This is a genomic window from Streptomyces sp. NPDC048411, from assembly GCF_040704695.1.
Classification (GTDB): domain Bacteria; phylum Actinomycetota; class Actinomycetes; order Streptomycetales; family Streptomycetaceae; genus Streptomyces.
Genome location: NZ_JBEZKL010000107.1, coordinates 1 through 25,183, shown reverse-complemented (window position 1 = coordinate 25,183; position 25,183 = coordinate 1). Strand labels below are relative to the sequence as shown.

Here is a 25,183-nt window from a genome sequence, read left to right as displayed (position 1 = left end):
GCCCTGGAGCCGCTGCGCACGGCGATCAAGGCGAGCGGGGCGACGGTCGGCAAGGGGGTGCTTGACCCCTTCCTGGACCGGGCGCGGCCGGACGGACGGCGGCAGCCCTTCCACGTCCCCGGGCCCCGGCCCGGGCCCCGGCGGCGGCACGGCCGGCCGTACGGGCGGACCGATCGGCCCCACCACCGTCGGCGCACCGTGAATCCCGTCCCTCGCCGGATCCGGATACGGACGCAGATACGGATTGGTCTCGTCGTGCGACGGCCGGTACACCGGCGACGGCGTGTACGGTCCTGGTCCCCCATCGTCACCGCTGCCTCCGCCGCCGGCCGGCCCCGCCCCCGACGGAACCGCCCCCGCCAACCAGGCCACCGCCGCCCCCACCGCACCCGCGCCCGCACCCCACATCGCACCCAGCAGGGCAGCCGTCCCCGTCCGCCCGTGCAGCTCGATCCCGGCGCCGAACGCGTCGAAGCCCAGCACCGAAAGCGACGCATCCGCGGACACCTGCGTCAGCCACACCAGGAGCGCCAGCGCCGACGCTGTTACGCCTGCGAGCCGCACGGCACACCGCCCCACGAACCCGGCCGCGGACAGTTCCCCCCGGGGCGTGCGGGTCGCGGCCAGCACCCCCGCGTACAGCATCATCACCGCGGCGGCGACCGCCAGCAGCCAGACCCGGCCGTCCAGCCCGGCCAGCCGCCCGACCGTCACCGGCTCGTCGGCGGACACCCGTAACAGCTCGTCCAGCGGATCGGGCAGCACCTTGGCCAGCTCACCGGTCGCCCGACCGTCCCACGGCACGAAGAGGCCGATCGGCACCCCGAGCCACGCCCCGTTCGGCGCCCCCAGCAGCGCGGCGCCCGCGATCCGTTTCGGGTGGGCGTCGCCGACCGCCGCGTACGCCGCGGCCGCGCACCCGGCGACCACCGCGACCAGTAGCACCGACACGACCGCGGAAGCCGCAGGCCGCACCGTCCGGTCCACCCATGCCAGCGCGGACGGCAACGGGGTGCGGCGCGAGGCCAGCAGGGCGATGACCAGCACTCCGAGAACCCAACACGCCCCACCCGCAAGGGAGCTGGACGAGTCGACGGTGAACCCGACCCGCGCGTGCGCCCGTGCGAGATCCGCCAGCCGGTCCGGCATCAGCCCGCCCAGATCACCGAGCCCACCGGGCAGACCGCCACCCCCTCCCGCCCCTGGCACCCCGTCCAGCCCCAGCGCCCCGCCGTCGATCGTCACGACATCGTGGCCCGCCCAGGCGAGCCCGCCGAGCACGGCGACGAACATGACCGCCACCATCCCCGCACGGAACGCGAGTTCGGCACCGGAGAGGACCGCTCCCACCCCGCGCAGCGACCGCAGGAAGAAGAGGGAGAGCAGCAGTGCACCGACCAGCCCCACCCCGAGCGGTGTGACGGCGAGAGCGGTGTGCGCCTCGGCGTCGTCCAGCCCGAACGCCTCGACATTGCCCGACGGAGAGACCGATCCACCCGCTCCCAGCACCACGACGGCCGCCGTCATCGGTCCCAGCGCCCCGGCCGAGTCGGCCCCGAGCAGGTGCAGCCCGAGGGCCGCCGTCCCCGCCATCCCGGCCATCGCCCAGCTGACCGAGGCGACGGACGCCAACACCACGTCCCCCCACGGGATACGCCTCGTACTGCCGCCGCCCCCGTGTGCGTACCCCGCCATCTGGCCCCCCTCAATCAGCGCCGAGATGCCCTGAGTTGACCTGGTCACTCATGATCCGTACGCACTCGTGGGCACTTACCACTCTCCGAGCCTGTTTCTCCCTTGTCAACGGTGCGTCGCAGCAGGTCTCGATTCGGCCCTGACCCCGCCCGACTTTCGTACAGGTGACTGCTCCTGGAATAGTTCCCCACGATGTTCAGCATCCCTAGACTCCCTGTGATGGGGGTCACTCGGGGGACAACTAGTGGGGCGCGGAGTGCCGGAACTCGTACTGGAATTGAACGGAAGGACCTGGACGCTCGATCCGTCCAGGCCGTACACCCTCGGTCGCGATCCACAGGGCGACCTGACGATCGACGACGCCAGGGTTTCGTGGCGGCATGCCACGATCAGCTGGGCGGGCCGGAGTTGGTTCATCGAGGACCACGGTTCCACCAACGGCACCTATGTGCAGGGCCGGCGAATCCACCAGATGGAAATCGGGCCGGGCTCGGCCGTGCACCTGGGCAACGCCACTGACGGACCGAGGCTGAGCTTCAGCGGCGCCGCCGCGGCCGCCGATGTGTACAGCGGTCAGGGCGCGGGCGCACAGCAGGCCCCCGCTCAGCAGCCCCAGCAGGGCGGCGCGGGCCGGCCGGGCCAGCAGCAGGACCCCGCAGCGCACCAGCAGCAGGCCTGGCAGCAGCAGGGCGCGCCGCAGCAGCCTCATGTCCCGCACCAGCAGGGCGCGGCGAGGCCGCCCGCCGCGGGCGGACCCGGTGGTGCCGCGGGGGCTCCGCCGGTCTACGGAGACCGCAGTCCGACGACGTTCCACCAGGTGGCTCTGGGCAGGGTCATGCGCATCGGTCGTGCGCTGGAGAACGAACTCGTCGTCTCCGACCTCCAGGTCTCTCGCCACCACGCCGAGTTCCACGCGACACCCGACGGCCGCTTCGAGATCCGCGATCTCGGTTCGCACAACGGCACGTACGTCAACGGTCAGCCGCTCCAGAAGTCCGGCTCCACGCTGATCGGCCCGAACGACATCGTCGGTGTCGGTCACTCGACCTTCCGCCTGGTCGGCGACCGGCTGGAAGAGTTCGTCGACACCGGTGAGGTTTCCTTCTCCGCCCGCCACCTGACGGTGACGGTCGACGGCGGGAAGCAGATCCTCAAGGACGTCTCGTTCGGTGTCCCGGAGAAGTCGCTGATCGCGGTCATCGGCCCCTCGGGCTCCGGTAAGTCCACCCTCCTCAAGGCGCTCACCGGCTACCGGCCCGCCAACCAGGGTGACGTCCTCTACGACAACCGGAACCTGTACAAGCAGTTCGCCGAGCTGCGCCAGCGCATCGGTCTGGTCCCGCAGGACGACATCCTGCACAAGGAACTCACTGTCACCAGGGCCCTCAAGTACGCGGCCAAGCTCCGCTTCCCCGCGGACACCACCGAGGCCGAGCGCCAGTCCCGGATCCACGAGGTCCTCGCCGAGCTCAAGCTCGACATCCACAAGGACAAGAAGGTCACCTCGCTCTCCGGTGGCCAGCGCAAGCGTGTCTCGGTCGCCCTGGAGCTGCTCACCAAGCCGTCGCTGATCTTCCTGGACGAGCCGACCTCCGGCCTCGACCCGGGCATGGACCGCGACGTCATGCAGCTGCTGCGCGGTCTCGCCGACGACGGCCGTACGGTCCTCGTCGTCACGCACTCCGTCGCCGAGCTGGCGCTCTGCGACAAGCTGCTCGTCATGGCGCCCGGCGGTTCCGTCGCCTACTTCGGTCCGCCGGAGGAAGCGCTCAACTTCTTCGGCTACACGACCTGGGCCGACGTCTTCTCCGCCTTCGAGAACTACCGCGACTACGACTGGGCCGGCCGCTGGCGCGGTTCGCAGCACTACCAGATGTACGCCGCGGACATCGACGCCGTCGCCGCACAGTCCGTACACATGCCGCCCCCGCAGCAGATGCGCCCGCCGAAGCCGCAGGGCTGGGGGACGCAGCTGTGGACGCTGATGCGCAGGTACGTGTCGGTGATCGCGTCCGACAAGGGCTTCATGGGTCTGATGGTGATCCTGCCCGCGGTGCTCGGTGTCGTCAGCGTGGTCATCCCGGCCGACTTCGGCCTGGCCCCGCCGAAGCCGCCGTCCCGGTTCAACGGAGATGCCGGAACGATCATGCTGATCCTCGCGGTCGGCATGTGCTTCTCCGGTGCGGCCAACTCCGTACGAGAACTGATCAAGGAACGCGTCATCTATGAACGGGAACGGGCCACCGGCCTCTCCCGCTCCGCCTATCTGATGTCCAAAGTGATCGTCCTCGGCGTGATCACGGCCATCCAGGGTGTCATCATCTGCGGCATCGGCTTCGCCACCCGTGATCTGCCCGAAGAGGGTCTGATCATGCCGCCGGCCGTCGAGCTCTGCGTGACGATCATCGCGCTCGGCTTCACCTCGATGATGTTCGGTCTGGTGATCTCCTCGCTGGTGAAGACCTCCGAGAAGACCATGCCGCTGCTGGTCATGTTCGCGATCGTCCAGGTCGTCTTCACCGGCATCCTCTTCCAGGTGTACGGATCGCCCGGCCTGGAGCAGTTCGCCTGGCTGATGCCCTCCCGCTGGGCCATCGCGGGCGCGGGCTCGACGCTCGACCTGGCGCACCTGATGCCGCCGTGGGACCAGAAGAACCCGACCGACCTCGACCCGCTGTGGGAGCACACGGCCGGTCAGTGGGGGATGAACATCTCGGTGCTGCTGTTCCTCGGCATCATCTGCGGCTTCGCGGTCGCGCGACTGCTGCGCCGCCATGAGCCCGAGGTCATGCGCAAGTAGACGTGGGCACCGCGCACACGGAACGCCGAAGGGCGGCACCCGATCCGGGGTGCCGCCCTTCGGCGTATGCGTGTGCGCGGTGCCGTGCCGCGGGTCGGTCAGTACGCGCTGTTGACGTTGTCGATCGAGCCGTACCGGTCGGCGGCGTAGTTGGCCGCGGCGGTGATGTTGGCGACCGGGTCGTAGATGTTCATCGAAGTACCGGAGACGTGGTACGCGTTGAACGTCGGCTGGATGACCTGCAGCAGACCCTTGGACGGAATGCCGTTCTGGGCGTTGATGTCCCAGCCGTTGATCGCGTTCGGGTTGCCGGTGGACTCCCGCATGATGTTGCGGTGCAGACCGTCGTACGAACCCGGGATGCCCTTGGCCTTCATGATGGCCAGCGCCTCGGAGATCCAGCCGTCCAGATTATTGGCGTAGACCGGAGTACGGGCCTCGGAGCGCGTGGTGACCTCGGTGGACCGCTTCGCGGCATCTTCCTTGGCCTTCGCGGCGGCCTCGGCCTCCGCCTTCGCGGCATCTTCCTTGGCCTTGGCGGCGGCCTCGGCCTTCGCCTTGGCGGCGGCCTGCTTCGCCCGGACCTCGTCAGCGGCCTTCACCAGCTGCTCGGCGGTGGAGTGCTGCTCGATGAGGCTGGCCTGGATGACCTTGGCCTGCGGGGCACCGGCGTCGAGGCTGAAGGCCACCGGAGCGGCGGAAGCGGCCTGCGGCTCGGTCTGCGGCTTGGCCGGAGTCTCGGCGTGGGCCGGGACGAGGGAGAGTGAGAGAGCGGCGACGACGACGGCGGAGACGCCCGCCGCGGAGAGCCTCTGGGTCTTGTTCAGGCAGCGAATACGGCTGGTGATGCTGGACGCGGACATTCAGTCGTACCTCTTCGAATCGCTGGAGTCCTCACGGAGGACGAGACGGAAGCGACTGTTCGCATCTCCGTCGGGGACGAGGGCAATTCTTAGCGGCAGCAAAATCTCGTGGCAAAGGTGTGACGTACGAAGCCGGTTAGTGGATCAGGGGCGCGCTCGAACGGGACGGTCCGCGCTCATAACCGCCCATGTAGCCCTTATGTATCCACTAGCCGGCTTCGTAAGTGACGTGGGTCCTATGCGCGGCCTCACATCGGCCGCGTAACAACTTCACCAATCGTTGCTTCGGCAATTCGGAGCGTGAGACTCCGGTTCAGGGAGCAGGAGATGTATGTCTCCGAACTCATGCCAGAGGTACCGGTGCCGCAGTGCCTCCGGGTATGCGCACTGCAGCGCGGCCCGCCCCGCGACCGCCTCCGGCATCAGCAGATGCGAGGCCTCCGGCTCGTGCAGCCCGGTCAGCAGCCCGTCCACCGCCCGCACCCCGCGCTGCGGCGTCACCACCAGATCCGTCCAGCCGGCCGCCGGCCGCACCACCCCGTCCGCGCCCGCCGACGACTCCAGCGCCCGCACCGCCGTCGTACCGACCGCGATCACCCGCCCGCCCGTCGCCCGCGCCGCGTTGACCAGCCAGGCCGTCCGTCCGCGGCACCTCGAAGCGCTCCGGGTACGGTGGCTCGTACCCCTCGGCCGACGCCACCCCGGTATGCAGCGTCAGCGGCGCGAACTGCACCCCGCGACGCACCAGCGCGGCCACCATCCGCGGCGTGAACGGCCTCGCCGCGCTCGGCATCTCCGCCGAACCGCTCCCGTCGGGGGCCTCCACCACGAACACCGTCTGATACGCGGACAACGGCTGGTCCCGCTCCGTATACCCGTAACGGATCGGCCGCCCGTACCGCCGCAGCAGCCCCGGCACCTCCGTCGACACTCGCGCCCACCACAACCTGGCGCCCGCCGCCGCACCACCCAGCGGCTCCTGCAGCACCAGCCGCGAGCCGCCCGGCAGCTGGACGACCGTCCCCGTCGGCCCGCCGCGGCGCTGCACCGTCGCCCCCGTCCCGTCGGGGTCGCGCAGCTCCACCGCCCAGCGCCCGTCCCCACCCCGCGTCGAGAAGTGCACGACCACCCGCGTACCGCCGGCCCGCCCGTTCACCGCGGCGGGCAGCGTCGCAGACGTATTGACAACGAGCACGTCCCCGGCCCGCAGCAGCCCCGGCAGCTCCCGGAACACATGGTGCGACACCTCCCGACCCCGCGACATCAGCATCCGTACGTCATCACGCGCCACGCCGCGCTGCTCCGCCGGTACCCGGGCCGAGAGGTCCGGGGGCACCGTCAACGCGTCCAGGGCGGTCACCGCTCCACCCCTGTCTCTGTCAGCGCAGGTGCCGCATACCGCCCGCTCGCCGGCCGACGCTCCAGCAGCCGCAGGAACGCGGGCACCACGCTCTCCGGATGCGGCCGCGGATCCTCGTCCTCCGGCACCGCCGCCGCATAGAGATCGGTCTGCATGTCGCCCGGATCGACCGCCCACACGCGCAGCCCCGGCTCCTCCACCCCCAGCACCGCGGCCAGCTGGTCTCACCACCACGACCGCGCCCGCCGCCGACGCCCGCAGCAGCGGCAGCGTCCCCTGCACCAGACCGAGCGCCGCCACCACATTGGTCTCCAGTGCCTGCCGGAGCCCGCCCAGCGACAGCGCGTCGAGCCGCACGAGCGGCTCCGCACCCAGCGCACTCGCATTGCTCACCAGCAGATCGAGCCCGCCGAGTTCACCGGCGGCGGCCACCAGTGCCCCGCGGTGAGCGGCATCCGTGACGTCCCCGGGTACGGCCGCCACCCGCGCCCCGCACGCCGCCAACTCCTTCGCCGTCTCCTCCAGCACGCTCGCGGTCCTGGCGCCCAGCACCAGATCCCAGCCCCGCTGAGCGAGTGCGGCCGCCAGCGCACGCCCCAGTCCCTTCGAAGCGCCCGTGATCATCGCGACAGGCATGCCAACCGTCCCCTTGCCACCTGGGCGATCACCGATGGACCTCGGCACCCTCAACGTAGGAACGTCGCCCTGCCCCGCGCCTCGTCCGCGAGCCGCACCCCCGCAAGGCACTTCGGCCTAGGGCCGACGCCCTAGGTACCGGCCGTCCACAGGCCGATACGGAACCCTCACCCCCGCCGGTACGGTGAGGTCATGAGCCACAGCCCACCGTCGGGCCTCGCAGCGGTGAGTGCCGCGCTGCTCGCCATGAGCCGGCACCTCGAAGTGCGTGATGTCCTGAAGACCATCGTCGCCTCGGCCCGCGAACTGCTGGACGCCGAGTACGCGGCCCTGGGCGTCCCCGACGACCACGGCGGCTTCGCCCAGTTCGTCGTCGACGGTGTCAGCGACGAGCAGTGGAAGGCCATTGGTCCGCTGCCCCGGCAGCACGGCATTCTCGCCGCGATGCTCCACGAGGCGAAGCCGGAGCGCCTCGCCGACGTCCGCAAGGACCCCCGCTTCGAGGGCTGGCCGGCCGCCCACCCGGACATGTCCGACTTCCTGGGCCTGCCCATCAGGGACGGCGACGAGATCATCGGCGCGCTCTTCCTCGCCAACAAGCGCTGCCCCAAACCTCAGGGCGGCTGCGGCTTCACCGCGCAGGACGGAGAGCTGTTGTCGATCCTCGCCCAGCACGCGGCGATCGCCCTCACCAATGCCCGGCTGTACGAGCGCAGCCGCGAGCTCACCATCGCCGAGGAGCGCTCCCGCCTCGCCCACGAGCTGCACGACGCGGTCAGCCAGAAGTTGTTCTCCCTGCGGCTGACCGCCCAGGCAGCCGCCGCCCTCGTCGACCGCGACCCGGCCCGCGCCAAGGGCGAGCTCCAGCAGGTCGCCACGCTGGCCGCGGAGGCAGCGGACGAGCTGCGCGCCGCCGTCGTCGAACTGCGCCCCGCAGGGCTCGACGAGGACGGCCTGATCGCCACGCTCCGCACCCAGGTCCAGGTCCTGGACCGCGCCCACACCGCCAAGGTCACCTTCGAGAGCATCGGTGTACGAGCCCTGCCCGCCGCCCAGGAGGAGGCGCTGCTCCGGGTCTCCCAGGAGGCCCTGCACAACGCGCTGCGACACTCGGGCGCCGAGCAGGTCTGCGTCACGCTCACCCGTCGTGGCAGCGGCACGGTGCTGCGGATCATGGACGACGGCAGCGGATTCGAGCCCACGGCGACACGGCAGGCGGGCCGCCATCTGGGTCTGGTGTCGATGCGGGACCGCGCGAGCGGTGTCGGCGGCAGGCTCACCGTTGAATCGGCGCCCGGCAAGGGCACCACGATCGAGATGGAGGTCCCCGGTGGCTGACAAGATCATCAGGGTGCTGCTGGTCGACGACCACCAGGTGGTCCGCCGCGGTCTGCGTACGTTCCTGGAGATCCAGGACGACATAGAGGTCGTCGGCGAGGCGGCCGACGGCGCCGAAGGAGTCGCCCGCTCCGAGGAGCTCCGCCCCGACGTGGTGCTGATGGACATCAAGATGCCGGGCACCGACGGCATCGAGGCGCTCCGCAAGCTCCGCGGACTGGACAACCCGGCCAAGGTGCTGATCGTCACCAGCTTCACCGAGCAGCGGACGGTGGTCCCGGCCCTGCGTGCCGGCGCCTCCGGTTACGTGTACAAGGACGTCGACCCGGAAGCGCTGGCCGGCGCCATCCGCTCGGTCCATGCGGGCCATGTCCTGCTCCAGCCGGAGGTCGCCGGGGCTCTCCTCGCCCAGGACGACACAGGCTCCGGGACCGGCCGGGGGAGCACCCTCACCGAGCGGGAGCGGGAGGTTCTCGGCCTGATCGCCGACGGCCGCTCCAACCGCGAGATCGCGCGGGCCCTGGTTCTCTCCGAAAAGACCGTCAAGACACACGTCTCGAACATCTTGATGAAGCTGGATCTGGCGGACCGCACCCAGGCGGCGCTCTGGGCCGTCCGCCACGGGGTGGCGGGCTGATCGGCGCCGGAGCCGAACGGTTCCCTCCGGACTGAGATTCATACTGTCGGGTGTATGTCACCCGTACGGCGCATCCTGTCGGGTCCGAGGGCGTTCTCCATGGCGTGCTGCGGCGGCCGGCCGCAGCGACGCGAGGAGGATCCTGAAGTGAAGAACCTGAAGAAGGCCGCCGCCGTCACCATGATCGCCGGTGGCATCATCGCCGCAGGCGCCGGCGCGGCCTCCGCCACCGGTCACGGCGCGGGCGCCCACGGTGTGGCGACCCACTCCCCGGGCGTGGTCAGTGGCAACGTCATCCAGGTCCCGGTCCACGTCCCGGTGAACGTGGTCGGCAACACGGTGAACGTGATCGGCCTGCTCAACCCGGCCTTCGGCAACGTCGGCCACAACGGCTGACCACCCCGGTTCCCCCGATGCCGGACGGCCCCGAAAGGGACCCGTCCGGCATCAACCATGCTGCCCCACACCACAACTCACGGCCCATCACCACCGGGGCTCGAGCCCCAACGGGTCGAGCCATGCCCGCCCGGCATCATCAAGCCCGTCCAGGCGATCGAGGACGGACGGCCACCGGACGCCCCGGTGCCCCGTTCACGCCCTCACAGCCCGTCCCACGACAGGGAGTGGGCTCCCGACGCCCTGCGACTGCTCCCCCAAGCTTCTCGGCTTCGCTCGAGCAGGGAGGGGCCCCTGCGGCGTTGTCGTCGGTCGCCGACGCTCCGCGTCGACTCCGTCCTCCGCCTTGCCATCGAAGCCGCATGACGCCGCTCACTGATCCACGCCCCATCGTGGGACAGCCCCTACCCCCGCTCCCGCCCCTCCACATACGCGTTGTACGCCGCCACCTGCGCCCGCCGAGCCACCCGCTCCACCGGCCGCAGCGCCGCCCCCCGGGCCGCGATCTCCGACGCGCTCACCGCCCCGCCGTGCCCGTTCTCGTACGCCAGCGAGATCAGCAGCCCCACCCGCTGCGCCAGCTCCAGCACCCGTACCGCCCGCGGCGGATATCCCGGAGCGAGCAGCTCCTGCCCCCGCTCCGCCCGCGCCCGGTACGCATCCAGCGCCGCCTCCGCCACCGGCCCGGACCCGGCCACATCGAGCCGCGACAGCGCCGCCGTCGCATCCCGCAACGCCTCCGCGAGCTCCCGCTCCGCCTCACTCAGCGACGGCACATCGGCCGGCGGCGCCTCCCGCACCGGCAGGCAGTGCCACACCACCTCGACGTGCAGATCACCGGCAGGCCCTGCCTCCCGCACCTCGGGCACCAGCCCGTACGGCGCACCGGACGCGACCACCGCCTCCTCCGCCTCCAGCGCCCGCGCATTGAACTCGGGTGGGCCGCTGAGCCCGAGCGGATGCCCCGGCGCCGGCAGTGCGACCCGGAAGCCCGTCACTCCCAATCCGCGCAGCCGCCCCAGCGCCAGCGTGAGCCCGACCGGTCCCGCCTCACCCGGCAGCCCCTCGACGCGGTGCACCGCGTCCTCTCCGACAATCGCGAGCGCAGCGTCGTCCGGTGAGACAAGTCCGGCCAGAAGCGCGTTTCCCCATGAGGCCAACAGCCCCGAGCGTGGTTCCGAAAGCATGGGAACAGCCTAGGGAACCGGACCTAGGAGCCGGAGCACTCCCGGGGTGGCGTAGGTTTTCCCTGGGAGCTGTGCCCACAGGCACGCGACGATCTCGAGACTGCATGGGGAGACAACGCGCTCATGAGCGATGTACTGGAGCTGGTGGACGTATCCGTGGTCCGCGACGGACGCGCTCTGGTGGACGACGTCTCCTGGTCGGTCAAGGAGGGGGAGCGCTGGGTCATCCTCGGCCCGAACGGCGCCGGCAAGACCACCCTCCTCAACATCGCGTCCAGCTACCTCTTCCCGACCAAGGGCAGCGCCACGATCCTCGGCGAACAACTCGGCGGCGTCGGCACCGACGTCTTCGACCTGCGCCCGCGGATCGGTATCGCGGGTGTCGCCATGGCGGAGAAGCTGCCCAAGCGCCAGACCGTCCTGCAGACGGTGCTCACCGCCGCGTACGGCATGACCGCCACCTGGCACGAGAACTACGACGCCGTCGACGAGGACCGGGCCCGCGCCTTCCTCGACCGGCTCGGCATGACCGAGTTCCTCGACCGCAGGTTCGGCACCCTCTCCGAGGGCGAGCGCAAGCGCACCCTGATCGCCCGCGCCATGATGACCGACCCCGAGCTGCTGCTCCTCGACGAGCCCGCCGCCGGTCTCGACCTCGGCGGTCGCGAGGACCTGGTCCGCCGCCTCGGCCGGCTCGCCCGCGACCCGTTCGCCCCCTCCATGATCATGGTGACGCACCACGTCGAGGAGATCGCCCCGGGCTTCACCCACGTCCTCATGATCCGCCAGGGCAAGGTCCTCGCCGCGGGCCCCATGGAGACCGAACTCAGCTCCCGCAACCTCTCTCTCTGCTTCGGTCTGCCGCTCATCGTGGAGCGCACCGGCGACCGGTACACCGCGCACGGCCTCCCGCTGTCCTGAACGCCGGCGTCCTGAACACACTGTGCCCCGAATGTCCTGATCGAAGCCCTGTCGGCGAGGGACTCGCGGTCCTACCATGACCGGGTGGACATCGATGCGTGGGTGTGGTGGCTGATCGGCGCGGTCGGGCTGGGTATTCCGCTCGTCCTGACCGCGATGCCCGAGTTCGGGATGTTCGCCGTCGGAGCGGTCGCCGCGGCGGTCGTCGCGGCACTCGGCGGCGGCATCGTGGCCCAGGTCCTGGTCTTCGTGGTCGTGTCCGTCGCGCTCATCGCGGTGGTCCGCCCGATCGCCGCCAGGCACCGCGCCGACCGACCTCAACTGGCCACCGGCATCGATGCGCTGAAAGGCCGTCAGGCCGTCGTCCTGGAGCGGGTCGACGGCAGCGGTGGCCGGATCAAGCTGGCCGGAGAGATCTGGTCGGCCCGCGCCTACGACGGAGACCAGAGTTTCGAACCCGGCCGGCAGGTGGATGTCGTGGACATCGACGGTGCCACGGCCGTCGTCATGTGACCGAACCGCTCACAGGGCAGACCGCGGTCTGCCAGACTCGATGTCGATCATCATGAGATCCGGACCTCATGAGATCCGACCCCGATCATCGCGATCTGTCGGCAACCGAAGGGCACGAGGAACACGATGCAACCGATCATCATCGTCCTGATCATCCTGGTGGTGCTCGTCTTCATCGCCCTGATCAAGACGATCCAGGTCATCCCGCAGGCCAGCGCCGCCATCGTGGAGCGCTTCGGCCGCTACACCCGCACGCTCAACGCGGGCCTGAACATCGTCGTTCCGTTCATCGACACCATCCGCAACCGGATCGACCTCCGTGAACAGGTCGTCCCGTTCCCGCCCCAGCCGGTGATCACCCAGGACAACCTGGTCGTCAATATCGACACCGTCATCTACTACCAGGTGACGGACGCGCGGGCCGCGACGTACGAAGTCGCCAGCTACATCCAGGCGATCGAGCAGCTCACCGTCACCACCCTCCGCAACATCATCGGCGGCATGGACCTGGAGCGGACCCTGACCTCCCGCGAGGAGATCAACGCCGCCCTCCGTGGCGTCCTCGACGAAGCCACCGGCAAGTGGGGTATCCGCGTCAACCGCGTCGAGCTCAAGGCGATCGAGCCGCCGACCTCCATCCAGGACTCGATGGAGAAGCAGATGCGCGCCGACCGTGACAAGCGTGCCGCGATTCTCCAGGCCGAGGGAACCCGGCAGTCCGCGATCCTCACCGCGGAGGGCGAGAAGCAGTCCGCGATCCTGCGCGCCGAGGGTGAGGCCAAGGCCGCTGCCCTGCGCGCCGAGGGCGAGGCCCAGGCCATCCGTACGGTCTTCGAGTCCATCCATGCCGGCGACCCGGACCAGAAGCTCCTCTCGTACCAGTACCTCCAGATGCTCCCGAAGATCGCCGAGGGCGACGCCAACAAGCTCTGGATCGTGCCGAGCGAGATCGGTGACGCTCTCAAGGGCCTCAGCGGTGCCTTCGGAAACCTCGGCACCGGCGTCCCCGGCTTCAACACCGGCAAGGAGCGCCGCGAGGAACCCCCGGTCGATTGACGCGTACATACCCCCGTGCATGATCAGTGCACCAAGCACTGATCATGCACGGGGGAATCGGAATGTCCATCTGGGAAATGCTCGCGGTCTTCGGCGCGGGCGTCAGCGCGGGCGCGATCAACACGGTCGTCGGTTCCGGAACGCTGATCACCTTCCCGGTCCTGCTCGCCACCGGCCTGCCCCCGGTCACCGCCACCGTCTCCAACGCCCTCGGCCTGATCCCCGGCTCCATCAGCGGAGCCATCGGCTACCGCAAGGAACTCGCCGGACAGGGCCACCGCGTCCTCAGGCTGAGCATCGGCGCGCTCATCGGCGGCCTCACCGGCGCCACCCTGCTGCTGACGCTGCCCTCCACGGCGTTCGAGACCATCGTGCCCATCCTGGTTGCCCTGGCCCTCACCTTGGTCATTCTGCAACCTCGCATCAGTAAAGCCGTCCAGCGCCGCCGCGAGCTCAACGGCACCACCGCCCGCTTCGATGGCGGCCCGCTCCTCGTCGTCGGTCTGATGCTCGCCAGCGTCTACGGCGGCTACTTCACCGCCGCCCAGGGGATCATCTACCTCTCCCTCATGGGCATGCTGCTCGACGACACGATGCAGCGCCTCAACGCCGTCAAGAACGTGCTGGCAGCGGTCGTCAACAGCGTTGCCGCACTCTTCTTCCTCTTCGTCGCGGACTTCGACTGGACGGCCGTCGCACTGATCGCGGTCGGCTCCGCGCTCGGCGGCCAGATCGGAGCGAAGGCCGGGCGCCGTCTCAGCCCCACCGTGCTGCGCGGCCTCATCGTGGCGGTCGGCACGGTCGCCATCGTCCAGCTGGTGCCCCGCTGAACCCGGAAGCCCGCCTCCGCACGGAGACGGGCTTCCGATACGACCGCCGCGTAGGCGGCCTACGCCGACTACGCGGCGGTCCGGTCCAGCCAATCCGGCAGCGCCGACCGCTCACCGGCCCCCATCGCCAGCAGCATCGCCTCCGCGGGCGACGGCACGAAGGGCTGCCGCAGCAACGGCATTCCCGCCTGCTCCGGCGTCCGGGCCGCCTTGCGGTGATTGTCCTCGGCGCAGGACGCCACCGTGTTGAGCCAGGTGTCCTGGCCGCCCTGGGCGCGCGGCACCACATGGTCGACGGTCGTCGCCCTTCGCCCGCAGTACGCGCACCGGTGCTGGTCCCGTATCAGCACACCCCTTCTGGACCACGGTGCCTGTCTTCGGAACGGCACCCGTACGTACCGGCAGAGCCTGATCACCCGGGGTACCGGAATGTCCACGGCGGCACCACGCATGCGGAGATCGGGATGCGACTGCTCGACAACAGCCTTGTCCTGCAGAATCAGCACCACCGCACGGTTCAGTGTCACCGTCGACAGCGGCTCGAAGCTCGCGTTGAGAACCAGCGTGTCCCGCATCTCGCCCACCTCCCGTGTGCCGCCCGCCCCCTGGCAGGCCCGGACCAACTCTGGCTGGGCGGGCCGGGATGGACAACGCAATAAAAAAATGCCCTGCCCTGATCTCTCCAGGACCAGGGCAGGGCAAACAGCAGGAGAACTCTCAGCTCACCGGGTACTACGCGGGACCGGTGTACTCACCGATCAGCTGAGCACGACCCAGTGTGTGGAACCGCAGATTGAACCCGACCACAGCGGGCGACACATCACTGCCAGGCCCCAGCTTCTCGCTGTCCACCGCATACACGGTGAAGACGTAACGGTGCTTCTCCCCGGCAGGCGGCGCGGCGCCGCCGAACTCCTTCGACCCGTAGTCGTTACGGGCCTGAACGGCACCGGCGGGCAACCCTTCGAACTTCCCGCTGCCCGCGCCGGCCGGCAGCTCCGTGACCGATGCCGGGATGTCGAACACGACCCAGTGCCAGAACCCGCTGCCCGTCGGAGCATCCGGATCGAAGCAGGTCACCGCGAAACTCTTGGTCTCCGCCGGGAACCCTTCCCACCGCAGCTGCGGCGAGGTGTTCCCGGCCGCGAACACCTGGGCGTCCGCCAGCACGGCCCCGGGAGCGAGATCCTCGCTCACCACCGTGAACGACGGCACCTCGGGATGGAAGTCATGCGGCAGCGGCGGCCTCTTCGGCTCGGTCACGTCAGCACCTCTCCTGATCGGCTCTGGAGTCTCGCCACCGACCCTAGAGCCAGTTGCGCCGACCGCCGACCTGGGCGAGCCACTGATTGAGGTATGCCGCCCAGTCGGTCCCCCGGAAGTCGTTCAGATCGACCTTGAACGCCCGGTAGGAGTCGCTGCCCTCACTGAAGAGCCCCGCCTTCTTGTCCATCTCCAGCACGACATCCATCTCGCGGTCGTCCGCGATGAACGTCAGCTCGACCTGGTTCAGCCCGCGGTACTGCTGCGGGGGGAAGAACTCGATCTCCTGGTAGAAGGGCAGCCGCTGGCGGGTGCCGCGGATGTGACCACGCTCCATGTCCGCGCTGCGGAACCCGAAGCCGAGCTGTCCGAACGCGTCCAGGATGGCCTGCTGCGCCGGCAGCGGGTGGACGTTGATCGGGTCGAGGTCGCCGGAGTCCAGCGCCCGCGCGATCTCCAGTTCGGTGGTGACACCGATGTTCATGCCGTGCAGGTGCTGACCGGCGAACATCGTGATGGGCGTCTCCCAGGGGATCTCGAGCCCGAACGGAACGACGTGCACGGCACCGGCCTGCACCTCGAACGCCCCACCGAGCTGCAGCTTGGTGAACTCGATGTCCTGCTTCATCTCGTGGTCGTGGCCCTCGACCTCGACGCGCGCCTGCAGACCGACCGAGAGCCCCTCGATCTGCTGCGACACGGAACCGCCCTGGATCCGCACCTCGCCCTGGACGACCCCGCCCGGTACGACGTTGAGCTCTGTCAGCTCCGTCTCCACCGAAGCACCACCGGCACCCATGCTCGCGAGCAGCCGCTTGAAGCCCATATTTACTCCTCCTTGGTCTGACCCCTACATACGCGCCACGACCGTAGTCGGTTCCCGGTAACCTCGATCGCCATGATCGAGGGTCTGGACCGTACGCCGCTGACGCGGGACTTCTTCGACCGCCCCGTGCTGGAGGTGGCACCCGACCTGCTGGGCCGGACCCTGGTACGCATCACGGGCGACGGCCCCATCGAACTCCGCCTCACCGAGGTGGAGGCGTACGCCGGAGAGATCGACCCCGGCTCGCACGCCTTCCGCGGTCGCACCGCGCGCAACAGCGTGATGTTCGGACCACCGGGCCAGGCCTACGTCTACTTCACCTATGGCATGTCAAGGCGGTCAGCATGAACGTTGACCTCCTCGCCCACCCTGCCGAAGAGGTCGCCCCCAAGCTGCTCGGGAGCGTCCTCACCTGCAAGACCCCGGAGGGAACGGTGAGCATCGCCATCACGGAGACCGAGGCGTACTCCGGTACGGCTGACCCAGCTTCCCATGCCTACCGAGGCCAGACACCCCGTAACGCCGTGATGTTCGGACCTGCGGGACACCTGTACGTCTACCGGTCCCACGGTCTCCACTGGTGCGCCAACGTCGTCACCGGGACGGACGGCATCGCCTCGGCTGTCCTCATCCGGGCAGGCAGGGTCATCGAGGGGGAAGACCTGGCACGCAAGCGACGAGGGGAGAGGGTCGAGAGTCCACGGCTTGCCCGAGGCCCGGGGAACTTCTGCCAGGCACTCGGCATCAAGGGAGAGCACAACGGCGCAGACCTCCTGGCAGGTACCTCGGTCGTGTTGTCCGAGGGCGAGTCGGTACCTACCGCGCTCATCCAGGTTGGTCCTCGGGTAGGCGTGAGCAGGGCCCACGACTGGCAACACCGGTTCTACCTCGCCGGTGATCCGACGGTCTCGGCGTACCGACTGAGCCCGAGAGCCAAGCCGCCCGCCGGAGCCTGAGCCGCTGTGCGCCTCGCTCACGGCTCGCCGGTGAGTCGGTGCGGAGCAGGGTCAGAAGACGGGTGATCGCTCGCGAGCGTGGCACGTGACGTGTTCCTGGCCGGGTGAGCGACTGCCGACGGGCGCCGACTCGGGCCGGACGGGTGGGGGATGGCCGGGTACATCAGCGGATGGCCGAACAGAGCAGCCCCACACGGGAGGGCTCCCTGGACGGGGTCGTCCTCCCTCCTTCGTGTATGATCCCTCGGCCAGGTCGCCGCCGTCGCTCCCGACCGCACGAGACCGAGTCCAGGCCCGAAGGCTTGGGCGCCCACCTGTGAAGAGAGACCGTGCCATCCGTGCACGGTCCACCCCCGCAACGAAAGGGAGGCACATGTCCCGCCGTCCGGCGGGGGTCACTGGCGCACTCTGCGCCACACAGGAAGGGACTGCCACAGTGGGACGTATCCCATTCCAGTTCGAGGGCGACTTCGCCGCCGTGTCTCAGGAGGAGTACAAGCGGCGCGCGAGAGACCCGCGCTTCGACTACGCCCACCGCGTCGAGTACGCGGCCATGGGATGGGCGAACCAGATCGGCCACGCCGAGTTCCCACCAGGGGAGCTGAACAAGATCCTCGCCGACAGGGACGGCAGGGTGCCGAGCAACAACGCCGTGAACAACCACGTGCGCAAAGCCAAGGGGTGGGGCTTCATCGAAGTCGGGTCCAACCGCCGGTGCCTCGTTCTGCCCATGTACCACTTCCAGAAGGGCATCGGGGACAAGACCTGCGACGAGCACGGCATACGCCCGGTGAAGCGGTTTACGCCGTAGCCCACACATGGGGGCTGTCGGTCACTCGGGGCACTGACACGCAACGCGTGCCGATCAGAGGGCGAACGACACGCGGCACCTGTAAGCGCAGGGCGTTGACCAGGGAAGATGTGCCGCCCTTTCTTGATCTCTCTTGAGTGCACTGAAGGCCATACGTACAGCAGCCAGCCGAAGGGGCGGCCGGAAGGCCGCCACAGCCGAAGCGGTCAACGGTAGGGCGGCCCCTTTCGGGGCCGACAGGGCGAAGCCCCTTGGCTCAGCGGCGAACGAATGCGGGGGCGCGGCAGCGCCCCCTTGCGTGAGAGGCAGCGGCAAAGGAGTAATCGGCAGGGGCGGACGGATGGCCGCCACAGTTCGAAGCCTCTACGACGGAGCGGCCCCGCAGGGGCCGACAGGAGCAAGCCCAAGGGGGCGCTGCCGCGCCCCACAGGCAGGGACGTAAGGCTTCGTTCTCTGCACTCCTACGCCGTCGCCAAGGAGGCCGAGCAAGCCTGTGGCCAGGCACTACGCCGCAGCCGGCTGGAGTACAGCCAGCCCTGAAAGGCCCTGAAACCGTGGCAGGATTTGAGCCGGTAAGACCCGGCGGTCGGCAAGCACCGGCCAGGGGGTCATACCCCACCCTTCCGTCGCCGCTCTCTACCGTGCCCTGGTGTCGCAGGAGAACCGTCGGCAAAACTCGGTAGCTGTTCGGACCCACCTCTGCATACGTTCGACCGCATGGCTGACGACTGCTTCGCACATCCACGGCTCGCCGCGATCTACGATCCGCTCGACCCCGACCGCAGCGATCTCGATGCCTACCTCCGGATCGCAGAAGAGTTCGAGGCACGCCGAGTGCTGGACATCGGCTGCGGCACAGGGGTGTTCGCACTTCTCCTGGCTGACCGTGGGATCGAGGTCGTCGGCGTCGATCCCGCGCTGGCGTCCGTCGATGTCGCCCGGGCCAAACCGGGCAGTGAGCGAGTGCGCTGGATCCGCGGTGACGCGACAGACCTCCCACCACTGCGGGTTGACGTCGCGACGATGACCGCGAACGTTGCCCAGGCCATCGCCGATCCGCAGACGTGGCGGACGACGCTACGGGGCGCCTACGAGGCGCTGCGGCCTGGCGGGCTTCTGGTCTTCGAGACGCGCGATCCGGCCAGACGCGCCTGGGAGGAGTGGACCCGTGAGAACTCCTACCGCATGACGGAGATCCCCGGTGTCGGCTTCGTCGAGAGCTGGGTCCAGCTGATCGAGGTGAGCTGGCCTCTGGTGACGTTCCGCTGGACCTACGGGTTCGCAGCGGATGGGCAGGTGCTGACATCGGATTCGACCCTGCGTTTCCGTGAGCGGGAGGAAGTCGAGCGGGACCTGATCGCGCACGGATACGTGGTGGATGACGTTCGCGACGCGCCCGACCGTCCAGGAAGGGAGTTCGTCTTCCTGGCGCGACGTCCGTGATCGTCGGTGATTCGCGCCACTCGAACTTCGATGACGCACACTCACGGTTCCGTGGCACAGGACAACGGCCCTGGCGCAGCGTGACCAGTAGCGGACGTCTCGAAAACCAAGGTTTGTGAGACGAGACGGCAGGCGCCCCACAAGGGGGCGCAGTCCTGTTCAAAACCCGTCTCGAAACTTCCGTCTCAGACTTGACCTTTTGAGACAAATTCTGAGACAGTCTGTGTCATGACGACGAACACGATCACTGGCCAGCTCATCGGTTACGCCCGCGTCTCCACCGACGACCAGGAAGCACAGCTCCAGCGCGACGCACTGACGGCCGCAGGCTGCGCCCGGATCTTCGAGGACAAGGCCAGCGGGAAGAACACCAACCGGCCAGAGCTCACGGCCGCACTGGACTACGCCAGACCCGGCGACACCCTGTGTGTCTGGAAGCTCGACCGCTTCGCCCGGTCGCTCATCGACCTTGTGACCATGGTCGACACCCTTCGAGAGCGAGGCATCGGGTTCAAGGTGCTCACGGGTGCGCTGGCCAACATCGACCCCGGTACGGCAGATGGCCGTCTCATGCTTCAGGTGGTCGGGGCCATGGCGGAGTTTGAGCGCAGCCTCATCAAGGAGCGCACCCGCGCAGGACTGGACGCAGCCAAGGCGCAGGGGCGTACGGGCGGACGGCCGTCTGTGGTCGATGAGGACGTGCTCACCGTGGCCCGTGCCAGGAAGGCGAGAGGCGAGAGTGTGAGCGCCATTGCCAAGGCTCTCGGGATCTCCCGAGCCACCCTTTACCGCCACCTCGGCGAGAGCGCCTGAGACTGGCGCACGCAACCGCAGACAGGCTCTCGGCTCCACGCCGGGGGCTGTTGTCATGCACGGGCGTTTGACGCCGTCTGACAGGCGCAACGATGCCTGCCCCTGTCGACCACGGGGGAAGTCGACAGAGGCAGGCACAGGGGCGCGCGTCGCTCGAAGCGCCCCCTTCCGGCGCACCTCGGGTCGTGGTGCTCGCCGTCCCCTCAGCACGCCGGGGGTCTGTCAGTCACTCGTCCCGGACCACCATCGCGAACGACGTACAGACACGCCGGAAGCCCTTGTGCCCGCTCCGGCCTGTGTGGCTCATGCACTCCACGTCGACCGCCGCGCCGTCCGTCGAGGGCGTGGCTGTCCACTTGCAGTGAAGGCACTCCGCTTCGAAGGTCACGTCAGTGTCCGGGTGCTGCGTGATTCTGTGCCTCACGTACCGCAGGACAGAGCGCACCATCACTCGGCCCCGTGGTCTTCCCGGAGGTGCGTGCGGAGCACGACGTTCGCGTCCGTCGCCTTCGAGTAGTCGCCGACCGATCGGGCGTTGGCTCGGGTCACGGCGACGCCGAGGCACTGCCGACAGCCCGCGACGGGGTTCGGGTCTCCCTCCGGAAGGGTCAGGTTCACCGGCCCTGCCATCGTCGTCTTGGGTGTGCTCATCCCTGCGACCTCCCGACTGTTCGCCTGCCGAAGGATGATCCCTCGGGGTGCACACGGGATGGCGCTTCAGTCGCGTAGTCGACTGAAGTCATGCACGGCAAGCGGCGGACCACTCGGCGAGCCGTGCCCGAAGGTCTTCGCCAAAGAGGGCGTGTTCCTCGTACCCGGCGAACTCCTTCAGGTATGCCTGAACATCTCGGCCGTCGCGGAGTACGAGACTTCCCGCCGTCGTCTCGATGGTGACCAACGCGGCGTCGTAGATGGTGAACGTACTCAGCGGGGTTCGGGGCGTTGGTGCCCCTACAGGGATCACCCCGATCTGAACGTTCGGGAGGTAGGACAGGGACGCCAGTCGGTCCATCTGCTCGGCCAGTGCCAGTGGAGAGACGACCGGCCAGCGAACCGCCTGCTCGGTGAGAACGAACGTGAACCGCTTCGAGGCGTCGTAGAGGACGGCTTGCCGTCCCAGCTTCCCCGCTACGGCCTTGCTCGTGTCGGCCGTCGAGTGGGCCAGGCTCGCCCGTACGTACTCCGGTGTTGCGAGCAGCCCGGTAACCATCGAGAGCAGGAAGTAGCGCATGTGCGTAGAGGATGCTTCGAGCGACTTCAGCTCGGCTTGTCTCGTACCGAGCCCCTTGCGCCGAAGTTCTCGAAGGTTCCGCCACTCGGTGTTCGCCATCCTGGTGAGGGCGGAGACCTCGGCGACCAGTTCCGGCGGAGCGTCCAGCGCTCGCAAGATCTGCTCGACATCGACCAGGGACGGCCGTGTCCGGCCGTTCTCGATGCGAGACACCTTCGACTGGGACATGTTGCAGCGCGCTGCGAGCCGGTCCCCTGAGAGGCCGGCACGCTTGCGCAAGTCCCGAAGCAGAGAGGCGAGTTCGGTACCAGAATCGCCAAGCTGCTCAGCTTCGAACGTCACCCGTTCACGTACTCCAGGAAGGGAACCGACTCGGCGACGGCGATGCGCTGCCACTCGATGAAAGGCGCAGGCTCACCCTCGTACAGCTCTCGGCTGATCTGCGTGCCGTCGCCCTCGTAGTGCATCAGGACGACCGTCGAGCGGTCGAACATCCAGAAGTCCTCGACATCCGGCAACGGGTTCTCTCGCTCGGTCACGTCAAGGATGCGGATGTCCTCCCCGGCGAGCATGTGCGGGGAGTAGTACCGGGAGAACTCGAAGCGCAGGTACTCGGAGATCGGTCGAGTCAGGATGTGCACTCGGCCCTTGCTCCTCCCCTCGCCGCGCAGCCGCTCCAGGTCTTCCGTGTACGCCGACGAGTAGGTGTCCGGGTCGACGCGCTTGCCTGCCCGGAAGGCTTCGAGTTCTTCCGCCTCCTGCGGTACGAGGTACTGGGGCAGGGTCTCCAGCCGCCACGCTTCCGACTGGAAGCCCCGGAGCATCGCCCGCCACTCGTCACCATCCAAGAGCACGAACGGCCTCCCGAAGAACGTTCTCGGGGACCTCCACGAGCCCTTCTCCCTGTGGGGGAGTGAAGGCGTCGGACACGTCGCCCTGAACCACGATGGAGCCGGAAGCGGTGCGGTAGACGTTCGGGCAGTCGTCCTCTCCACACGTGCCGTTGCCGTTGCCGGTGAGCCGAGTCAGTTCTTCGCGTGCCATGCGGAACCCCCTTGACCTGTCGGCCCGGTCGGGCCGCCTGAGGCGACCGTACGGGGGCCGCTCGCGACCGTCCATGCACGGACGTGACTCATGCACGTTGTTGCATGAACTGGGGAGCGAGAGGGGCGCACAGAGACTCTGAGGGATGTCCGGTCTTCCTCGCCGGGTATGACGAAGGGCCCCGCCCGACACTCGTCAGGCAGGGCCCGTGCTCACTGAGCGCCGACGGCCGGCTCGACTCTCCGTGCTGGGATCTCAGGGGTTCCGGAACGTGATCCGGCAGTGTTCGGCCTTGAAGGCTCGGACCCCTCGACCGCGCGGCATCAGCTCGACTCGCGCGCAGACCTGCATGACGACGGTCCGCACGTAGTCGATCCGGTCGGGGTCCTCGTAGTCCAGCTCCTCCCACAGGTACTCGATGTCGCCCAGGTCGACGCGCACCCGATTTGCTACCAGGTCTGCAAGCTCGGCCCGGATCTTGGTCAGGTCGGCGTCACACCTGCCGATGCCCGTCCGCAGGGTCGACGCGTCGATGTCTCCTACAGCGAACATCTCCGCCAGGGCGGTGCGCCTCTCGGATGCGGCAGTCTCCTCGGCCAGCAGTTCGGCCTCTCGCTCCTCGTCTGCGGCATCCGTGGCCGGTGCCGCGTTCCACTCCTCGGCCTTGTCGATGACCTTCCGGACCACGAAGGAGTCAAGAGCGTCTGCCGGGCAGGTGATGCATCGGCCACCTGAACAGGTGTAGATGCGGTACCGCTCGCCTGCCGCGTTCTTCTTGCTCCACCCCTGAGTGGCGACGGCCTGACACTTCGAGCAGCGGACCACGCCGGACAACAGGGCCTTGCGCTTGCCGCCGCCGCCCGTGTTGCGCTCGGGATCGCTCAGGTAGCGGACCAGGGCCCGGAACATACCCTCGGAGACGATCGCCTCCCAGTTGCCCGCGCCGGTCTCCTCGGTCAGCCGCACGCGCTTCCCGTCCGGCTTCTCGACCCACTGCGAGTACGTCTGGATCCCCGCGTTCCGCGGCTTCAAGAGGACACCCCGAAGGTTCGAGCTGCGCCACTCCTTGCCGTGCGGTGAGAGCAGTTCACGGGCGTTCCAGTCCTTCGCGATGGACCAGAGGGAGACACCGGTCAGGACATCCCGGTACGCCTGCCGCAGGGCTTCCGCCTCCGCTTCCCGGTGCCTGCCGTCCCGCTCGAAGCCGAAGGGGCGAGTACTCCAGAAGGGCCTCCCCGACTCCCTGCGCCGCTGGTGTCCGAGTACCTGACGCTCGACTCGCATCTCGGTCTCGTTGCGAGCCACCACAGCGCCGATGCGAGCAGCGAGACGGCCGGACGGGGTGGACAGGTCGAGCACTCCCTGCGCCTGTGCGGCGGCCAGCGTGACGCCGGTCGCCTCGGCCAGGTCCACCAGGTCCTCAAGGTCCCAGGGGGTGCGGTACATGCGGTCGTAGTGGCGAGACACGATGGCGTCTGCCTTGCCGTCCTCCACCAGAGCCTTGACGCGCTCCCACTCGTCGCTTCGCTTGGCTCCCCGCTTGGTCGAAGCTGACGTGTCCTTCTCGACGATCACGGCTACCACTGACCAGCCGTTCCGGTCGCACAGCGCCTGACTCAACTCGACCTGTTGTGCCAGGTTCCCGCCCTTGGACTCCTCGCCCCTCGGGGTGGGGCTGAGCCTGGCGTAGATGATCGCTCGCACTGCCTGTCTCCTGCTTGTGGTCGCCTTGCCGATGATGCCGGATTAACGACATACATGCTTGGTGAGTCACCTACGGCATGTGGCACTGCCTCAACCTGGTGTGCGGTCCCGAAGGTGTGGCGAGCGGTGTACTGCTCCGGGCGGGCGAGGTCCTGGTGGGTACCGAGCTCAGCCGTAAACGTCGAATCTCGGCCCGCAATGACCGGGAACTGGCCAAAGGCCCGGCCCGTCTGGCTACCGCCCTCGACATCGACCGAGGCCTGAACGGCACTGACGCCATCGCCCACTCGGGTGCCCCTCTGTCCGTACTGCACGGCACCCCACCACCGCGCGACCAGGTACGCAACGGCCCCCGCACCGGCGTGGGCGGTGACGGAGCCACACACCATTGGCGCTTCTGGATCGACGGAGACCCCACGGTGAGCCTGTACCGACCCCACACGCCACGCCGCCGCGCAACTTGACTCACCCCTGCCGGACACCTAACGTGGTCCGAGCCGCTTGAACGGGTACTGCTGTCGGCACGGTCCATCGGACCGAGGTTGAGCACCCGGAAGCGACCAACCACTACCTTCGACTCACCCTGGCGGGTGCGAATTCGGCATGCCTTAATTCGATCCCGTCGGCTCGATTATGAGCTGCCCAGGAAATCGATTAATGTAGCGGACATGCCGAAAGGCAAAGGCCACTCCAAAGGCCACCGGAATCAAATTCGAACCGGAAACGGAAACGAAAAGAGTCTGGTAAGGTTGGAGCCGCCGGAAGGGGAAACGCGAAAGCGAAGAACTTGAAAGCGCAGTAACAAATCCTCTGCTTCGCAGAGGGCCCGCTTCGACCGGGAATCGGACACGAAAGAGTCT

General features: G+C 68.6%; 23 protein-coding genes and 4 pseudogenes. 14 read left to right on the top strand and 13 right to left on the bottom strand.

The window, feature by feature from the left end; all coding sequences use genetic code 11:
• Positions 1-1,695, bottom strand: a 1,695-nt coding sequence (locus tag AB0915_RS29010) for a streptophobe family protein (RefSeq protein WP_366693889.1), incomplete at its 3' end; no start/stop codon positions are given.
• Positions 1,696-1,939: 244 nt separating this feature from the next.
• Here AB0915_RS29010 and AB0915_RS29005 point away from each other — a divergent pair.
• Positions 1,940-4,495: an FHA domain-containing protein gene (locus AB0915_RS29005; RefSeq protein ID WP_366693888.1), complete on the top strand. Its 2,556-nt coding sequence runs from the start codon at positions 1,940-1,942 to the stop codon at positions 4,493-4,495.
• A gap of 98 nt (positions 4,496-4,593) precedes the next feature.
• Here the strand turns inward: AB0915_RS29005 and AB0915_RS29000 are convergent, their stop codons facing one another.
• The 3 genes and pseudogenes from AB0915_RS29000 to AB0915_RS28990 all read right to left on the bottom strand — a co-directional run bounded on the left by AB0915_RS29000 (position 4,594) and on the right by AB0915_RS28990 (position 7,354).
• Positions 4,594-5,358 (bottom strand): transglycosylase SLT domain-containing protein, encoded by a 765-nt coding sequence (locus AB0915_RS29000; protein WP_366693887.1) that lies wholly within the window; start codon positions 5,356-5,358, stop codon positions 4,594-4,596.
• Positions 5,359-5,628: 270 nt separating this feature from the next.
• Positions 5,629-6,718: pseudogene (locus AB0915_RS28995) on the bottom strand (S-adenosylmethionine:tRNA ribosyltransferase-isomerase).
• A pseudogene (locus tag AB0915_RS28990) lies at positions 6,715-7,354 on the bottom strand (SDR family NAD(P)-dependent oxidoreductase). The pseudogenes AB0915_RS28995 and AB0915_RS28990 overlap by 4 nt, the downstream one beginning before the upstream one ends.
• 192 nt (positions 7,355-7,546) lie before the next feature.
• Between AB0915_RS28990 and AB0915_RS28985 the strand changes: the two are divergent.
• The 3 genes from AB0915_RS28985 to AB0915_RS28975 all read left to right on the top strand — a co-directional run bounded on the left by AB0915_RS28985 (position 7,547) and on the right by AB0915_RS28975 (position 9,725).
• Positions 7,547-8,692 (top strand): GAF domain-containing sensor histidine kinase, encoded by a 1,146-nt coding sequence (locus tag AB0915_RS28985; RefSeq protein WP_366693886.1) that lies wholly within the window; start codon positions 7,547-7,549, stop codon positions 8,690-8,692.
• Positions 8,685-9,329, top strand: coding sequence for a response regulator transcription factor (locus AB0915_RS28980; protein ID WP_366693885.1), 645 nt, complete (start codon positions 8,685-8,687; stop codon positions 9,327-9,329). The genes AB0915_RS28985 and AB0915_RS28980 overlap by 8 nt, the downstream gene beginning before the upstream one ends.
• A gap of 147 nt (positions 9,330-9,476) precedes the next feature.
• Positions 9,477-9,725 (top strand): chaplin, encoded by a 249-nt coding sequence (locus tag AB0915_RS28975; RefSeq protein WP_366693890.1) that lies wholly within the window; start codon positions 9,477-9,479, stop codon positions 9,723-9,725.
• A 404-nt stretch (positions 9,726-10,129) separates the two neighbouring features.
• Here the strand turns inward: AB0915_RS28975 and AB0915_RS28970 are convergent, their stop codons facing one another.
• Positions 10,130-10,912 (bottom strand): hypothetical protein, encoded by a 783-nt coding sequence (locus AB0915_RS28970; protein WP_366693884.1) that lies wholly within the window; start codon positions 10,910-10,912, stop codon positions 10,130-10,132.
• A 123-nt stretch (positions 10,913-11,035) separates the two neighbouring features.
• Between AB0915_RS28970 and AB0915_RS28965 the strand changes: the two genes are divergently transcribed.
• The 4 genes from AB0915_RS28965 to AB0915_RS28950 all read left to right on the top strand — a co-directional run bounded on the left by AB0915_RS28965 (position 11,036) and on the right by AB0915_RS28950 (position 14,232).
• Positions 11,036-11,833, top strand: a complete 798-nt coding sequence (locus AB0915_RS28965) for an ABC transporter ATP-binding protein (protein WP_366693883.1) — start codon at positions 11,036-11,038, stop codon at positions 11,831-11,833.
• A gap of 84 nt (positions 11,834-11,917) precedes the next feature.
• Positions 11,918-12,346: an NfeD family protein gene (locus tag AB0915_RS28960; protein WP_266987230.1), complete on the top strand. Its 429-nt coding sequence runs from the start codon at positions 11,918-11,920 to the stop codon at positions 12,344-12,346.
• A gap of 126 nt (positions 12,347-12,472) precedes the next feature.
• On the top strand, positions 12,473-13,402 hold the full coding sequence (locus AB0915_RS28955) for an SPFH domain-containing protein (RefSeq protein ID WP_030920228.1): 930 nt from the start codon (positions 12,473-12,475) through the stop codon (positions 13,400-13,402).
• A gap of 62 nt (positions 13,403-13,464) precedes the next feature.
• A complete protein-coding gene (locus AB0915_RS28950; protein ID WP_366693882.1) occupies positions 13,465-14,232 on the top strand; it encodes a sulfite exporter TauE/SafE family protein in 768 nt (255 codons plus the stop codon).
• A gap of 68 nt (positions 14,233-14,300) precedes the next feature.
• Here AB0915_RS28950 and AB0915_RS28945 read toward each other — a convergent pair whose 3' ends face one another.
• From AB0915_RS28945 to AB0915_RS28935, 3 genes are all read right to left on the bottom strand, one after another.
• Positions 14,301-14,807: an HNH endonuclease gene (locus AB0915_RS28945; protein ID WP_366693881.1), complete on the bottom strand. Its 507-nt coding sequence runs from the start codon at positions 14,805-14,807 to the stop codon at positions 14,301-14,303.
• 157 nt (positions 14,808-14,964) lie between these two features.
• Positions 14,965-15,495, bottom strand: coding sequence for a YbhB/YbcL family Raf kinase inhibitor-like protein (locus AB0915_RS28940; RefSeq protein ID WP_366693880.1), 531 nt, complete (start codon positions 15,493-15,495; stop codon positions 14,965-14,967).
• A 43-nt stretch (positions 15,496-15,538) separates the two neighbouring features.
• Positions 15,539-16,321, bottom strand: coding sequence for a sporulation protein (locus AB0915_RS28935; RefSeq protein ID WP_366693879.1), 783 nt, complete (start codon positions 16,319-16,321; stop codon positions 15,539-15,541).
• 72 nt (positions 16,322-16,393) lie between these two features.
• On the opposite strand from AB0915_RS28935, the pseudogene AB0915_RS28930 reads away from it, so the two are divergent.
• The 5 genes and pseudogenes from AB0915_RS28930 to AB0915_RS28910 all read left to right on the top strand — a co-directional run.
• Positions 16,394-16,651, top strand: a pseudogene (locus AB0915_RS28930) (DNA-3-methyladenine glycosylase); the annotation flags it as partial.
• A 14-nt stretch (positions 16,652-16,665) separates the two neighbouring features.
• The gene (locus AB0915_RS28925) at positions 16,666-17,277 is read left to right on the top strand and encodes a DNA-3-methyladenine glycosylase (protein ID WP_366693878.1); all 612 of its coding nucleotides are present in this window, start codon (positions 16,666-16,668) and stop codon (positions 17,275-17,277) included.
• Between the two features lie 436 nt (positions 17,278-17,713).
• Positions 17,714-18,088 (top strand): hypothetical protein, encoded by a 375-nt coding sequence (locus AB0915_RS28920; protein WP_366693877.1) that lies wholly within the window; start codon positions 17,714-17,716, stop codon positions 18,086-18,088.
• A 717-nt stretch (positions 18,089-18,805) separates the two neighbouring features.
• Positions 18,806-19,531, top strand: coding sequence for a class I SAM-dependent methyltransferase (locus tag AB0915_RS28915; protein ID WP_366693876.1), 726 nt, complete (start codon positions 18,806-18,808; stop codon positions 19,529-19,531).
• A 228-nt stretch (positions 19,532-19,759) separates the two neighbouring features.
• Positions 19,760-20,344, top strand: coding sequence for a recombinase family protein (locus AB0915_RS28910; protein WP_366693875.1), 585 nt, complete (start codon positions 19,760-19,762; stop codon positions 20,342-20,344).
• Between the two features lie 447 nt (positions 20,345-20,791).
• On the opposite strand, the gene AB0915_RS28905 is transcribed toward AB0915_RS28910, so the two are convergent.
• From AB0915_RS28905 to AB0915_RS28885, 5 genes are all read right to left on the bottom strand, one after another.
• Positions 20,792-20,995 carry a hypothetical protein gene (locus AB0915_RS28905; RefSeq protein ID WP_351974893.1) on the bottom strand — a complete coding sequence of 68 codons (204 nt, stop codon included), beginning with the start codon at positions 20,993-20,995 and terminating at the stop codon, positions 20,792-20,794.
• Positions 20,996-21,083: 88 nt separating this feature from the next.
• Complete coding sequence (locus tag AB0915_RS28900) at positions 21,084-21,917, bottom strand: helix-turn-helix transcriptional regulator (protein ID WP_366693874.1); 834 nt, start codon at positions 21,915-21,917, stop codon at positions 21,084-21,086.
• Positions 21,914-22,429 (bottom strand): DUF6879 family protein, encoded by a 516-nt coding sequence (locus AB0915_RS28895; protein ID WP_366693873.1) that lies wholly within the window; start codon positions 22,427-22,429, stop codon positions 21,914-21,916. The genes AB0915_RS28900 and AB0915_RS28895 overlap by 4 nt, the downstream gene beginning before the upstream one ends.
• Positions 22,413-22,619, bottom strand: a complete 207-nt coding sequence (locus tag AB0915_RS28890) for a hypothetical protein (protein WP_366693872.1) — start codon at positions 22,617-22,619, stop codon at positions 22,413-22,415. The genes AB0915_RS28895 and AB0915_RS28890 overlap by 17 nt, the downstream gene beginning before the upstream one ends.
• A 255-nt stretch (positions 22,620-22,874) precedes the next feature.
• Positions 22,875-24,323, bottom strand: a complete 1,449-nt coding sequence (locus AB0915_RS28885) for a recombinase family protein (protein ID WP_366693871.1) — start codon at positions 24,321-24,323, stop codon at positions 22,875-22,877.
• Positions 24,324-24,391: 68 nt separating this feature from the next.
• Here AB0915_RS28885 and AB0915_RS28880 point away from each other — a divergent pair.
• Positions 24,392-24,787 (top strand): annotated as a pseudogene (locus tag AB0915_RS28880) (DNA-3-methyladenine glycosylase); the annotation flags it as partial.
• Between the last annotated feature and the right edge of the window lie 396 nt (positions 24,788-25,183).

Coding starts and splice junctions, on each gene's coding strand:
- AB0915_RS29000 (WP_366693887.1), bottom strand. CDS start 5,358: ATGTCCGCGTCCAGCATCACCAGCCGTATTCGCTGCCTGAACAAGACC.
- AB0915_RS28985 (WP_366693886.1), top strand. CDS start 7,547: ATGAGCCACAGCCCACCGTCGGGCCTCGCAGCGGTGAGTGCCGCGCTG.
- AB0915_RS28970 (WP_366693884.1), bottom strand. CDS start 10,912: ATGCTTTCGGAACCACGCTCGGGGCTGTTGGCCTCATGGGGAAACGCG.
- AB0915_RS28965 (WP_366693883.1), top strand. CDS start 11,036: ATGAGCGATGTACTGGAGCTGGTGGACGTATCCGTGGTCCGCGACGGA.
- AB0915_RS28955 (WP_030920228.1), top strand. CDS start 12,473: ATGCAACCGATCATCATCGTCCTGATCATCCTGGTGGTGCTCGTCTTC.
- AB0915_RS28950 (WP_366693882.1), top strand. CDS start 13,465: ATGTCCATCTGGGAAATGCTCGCGGTCTTCGGCGCGGGCGTCAGCGCG.
- AB0915_RS28945 (WP_366693881.1), bottom strand. CDS start 14,807: ATGCGGGACACGCTGGTTCTCAACGCGAGCTTCGAGCCGCTGTCGACG.
- AB0915_RS28935 (WP_366693879.1), bottom strand. CDS start 16,321: ATGGGCTTCAAGCGGCTGCTCGCGAGCATGGGTGCCGGTGGTGCTTCG.
- AB0915_RS28925 (WP_366693878.1), top strand. CDS start 16,666: ATGAACGTTGACCTCCTCGCCCACCCTGCCGAAGAGGTCGCCCCCAAG.
- AB0915_RS28915 (WP_366693876.1), top strand. CDS start 18,806: ATGGCTGACGACTGCTTCGCACATCCACGGCTCGCCGCGATCTACGAT.
- AB0915_RS28910 (WP_366693875.1), top strand. CDS start 19,760: ATGACGACGAACACGATCACTGGCCAGCTCATCGGTTACGCCCGCGTC.
- AB0915_RS28905 (WP_351974893.1), bottom strand. CDS start 20,995: ATGAGCACACCCAAGACGACGATGGCAGGGCCGGTGAACCTGACCCTT.
- AB0915_RS28890 (WP_366693872.1), bottom strand. CDS start 22,619: ATGGCACGCGAAGAACTGACTCGGCTCACCGGCAACGGCAACGGCACG.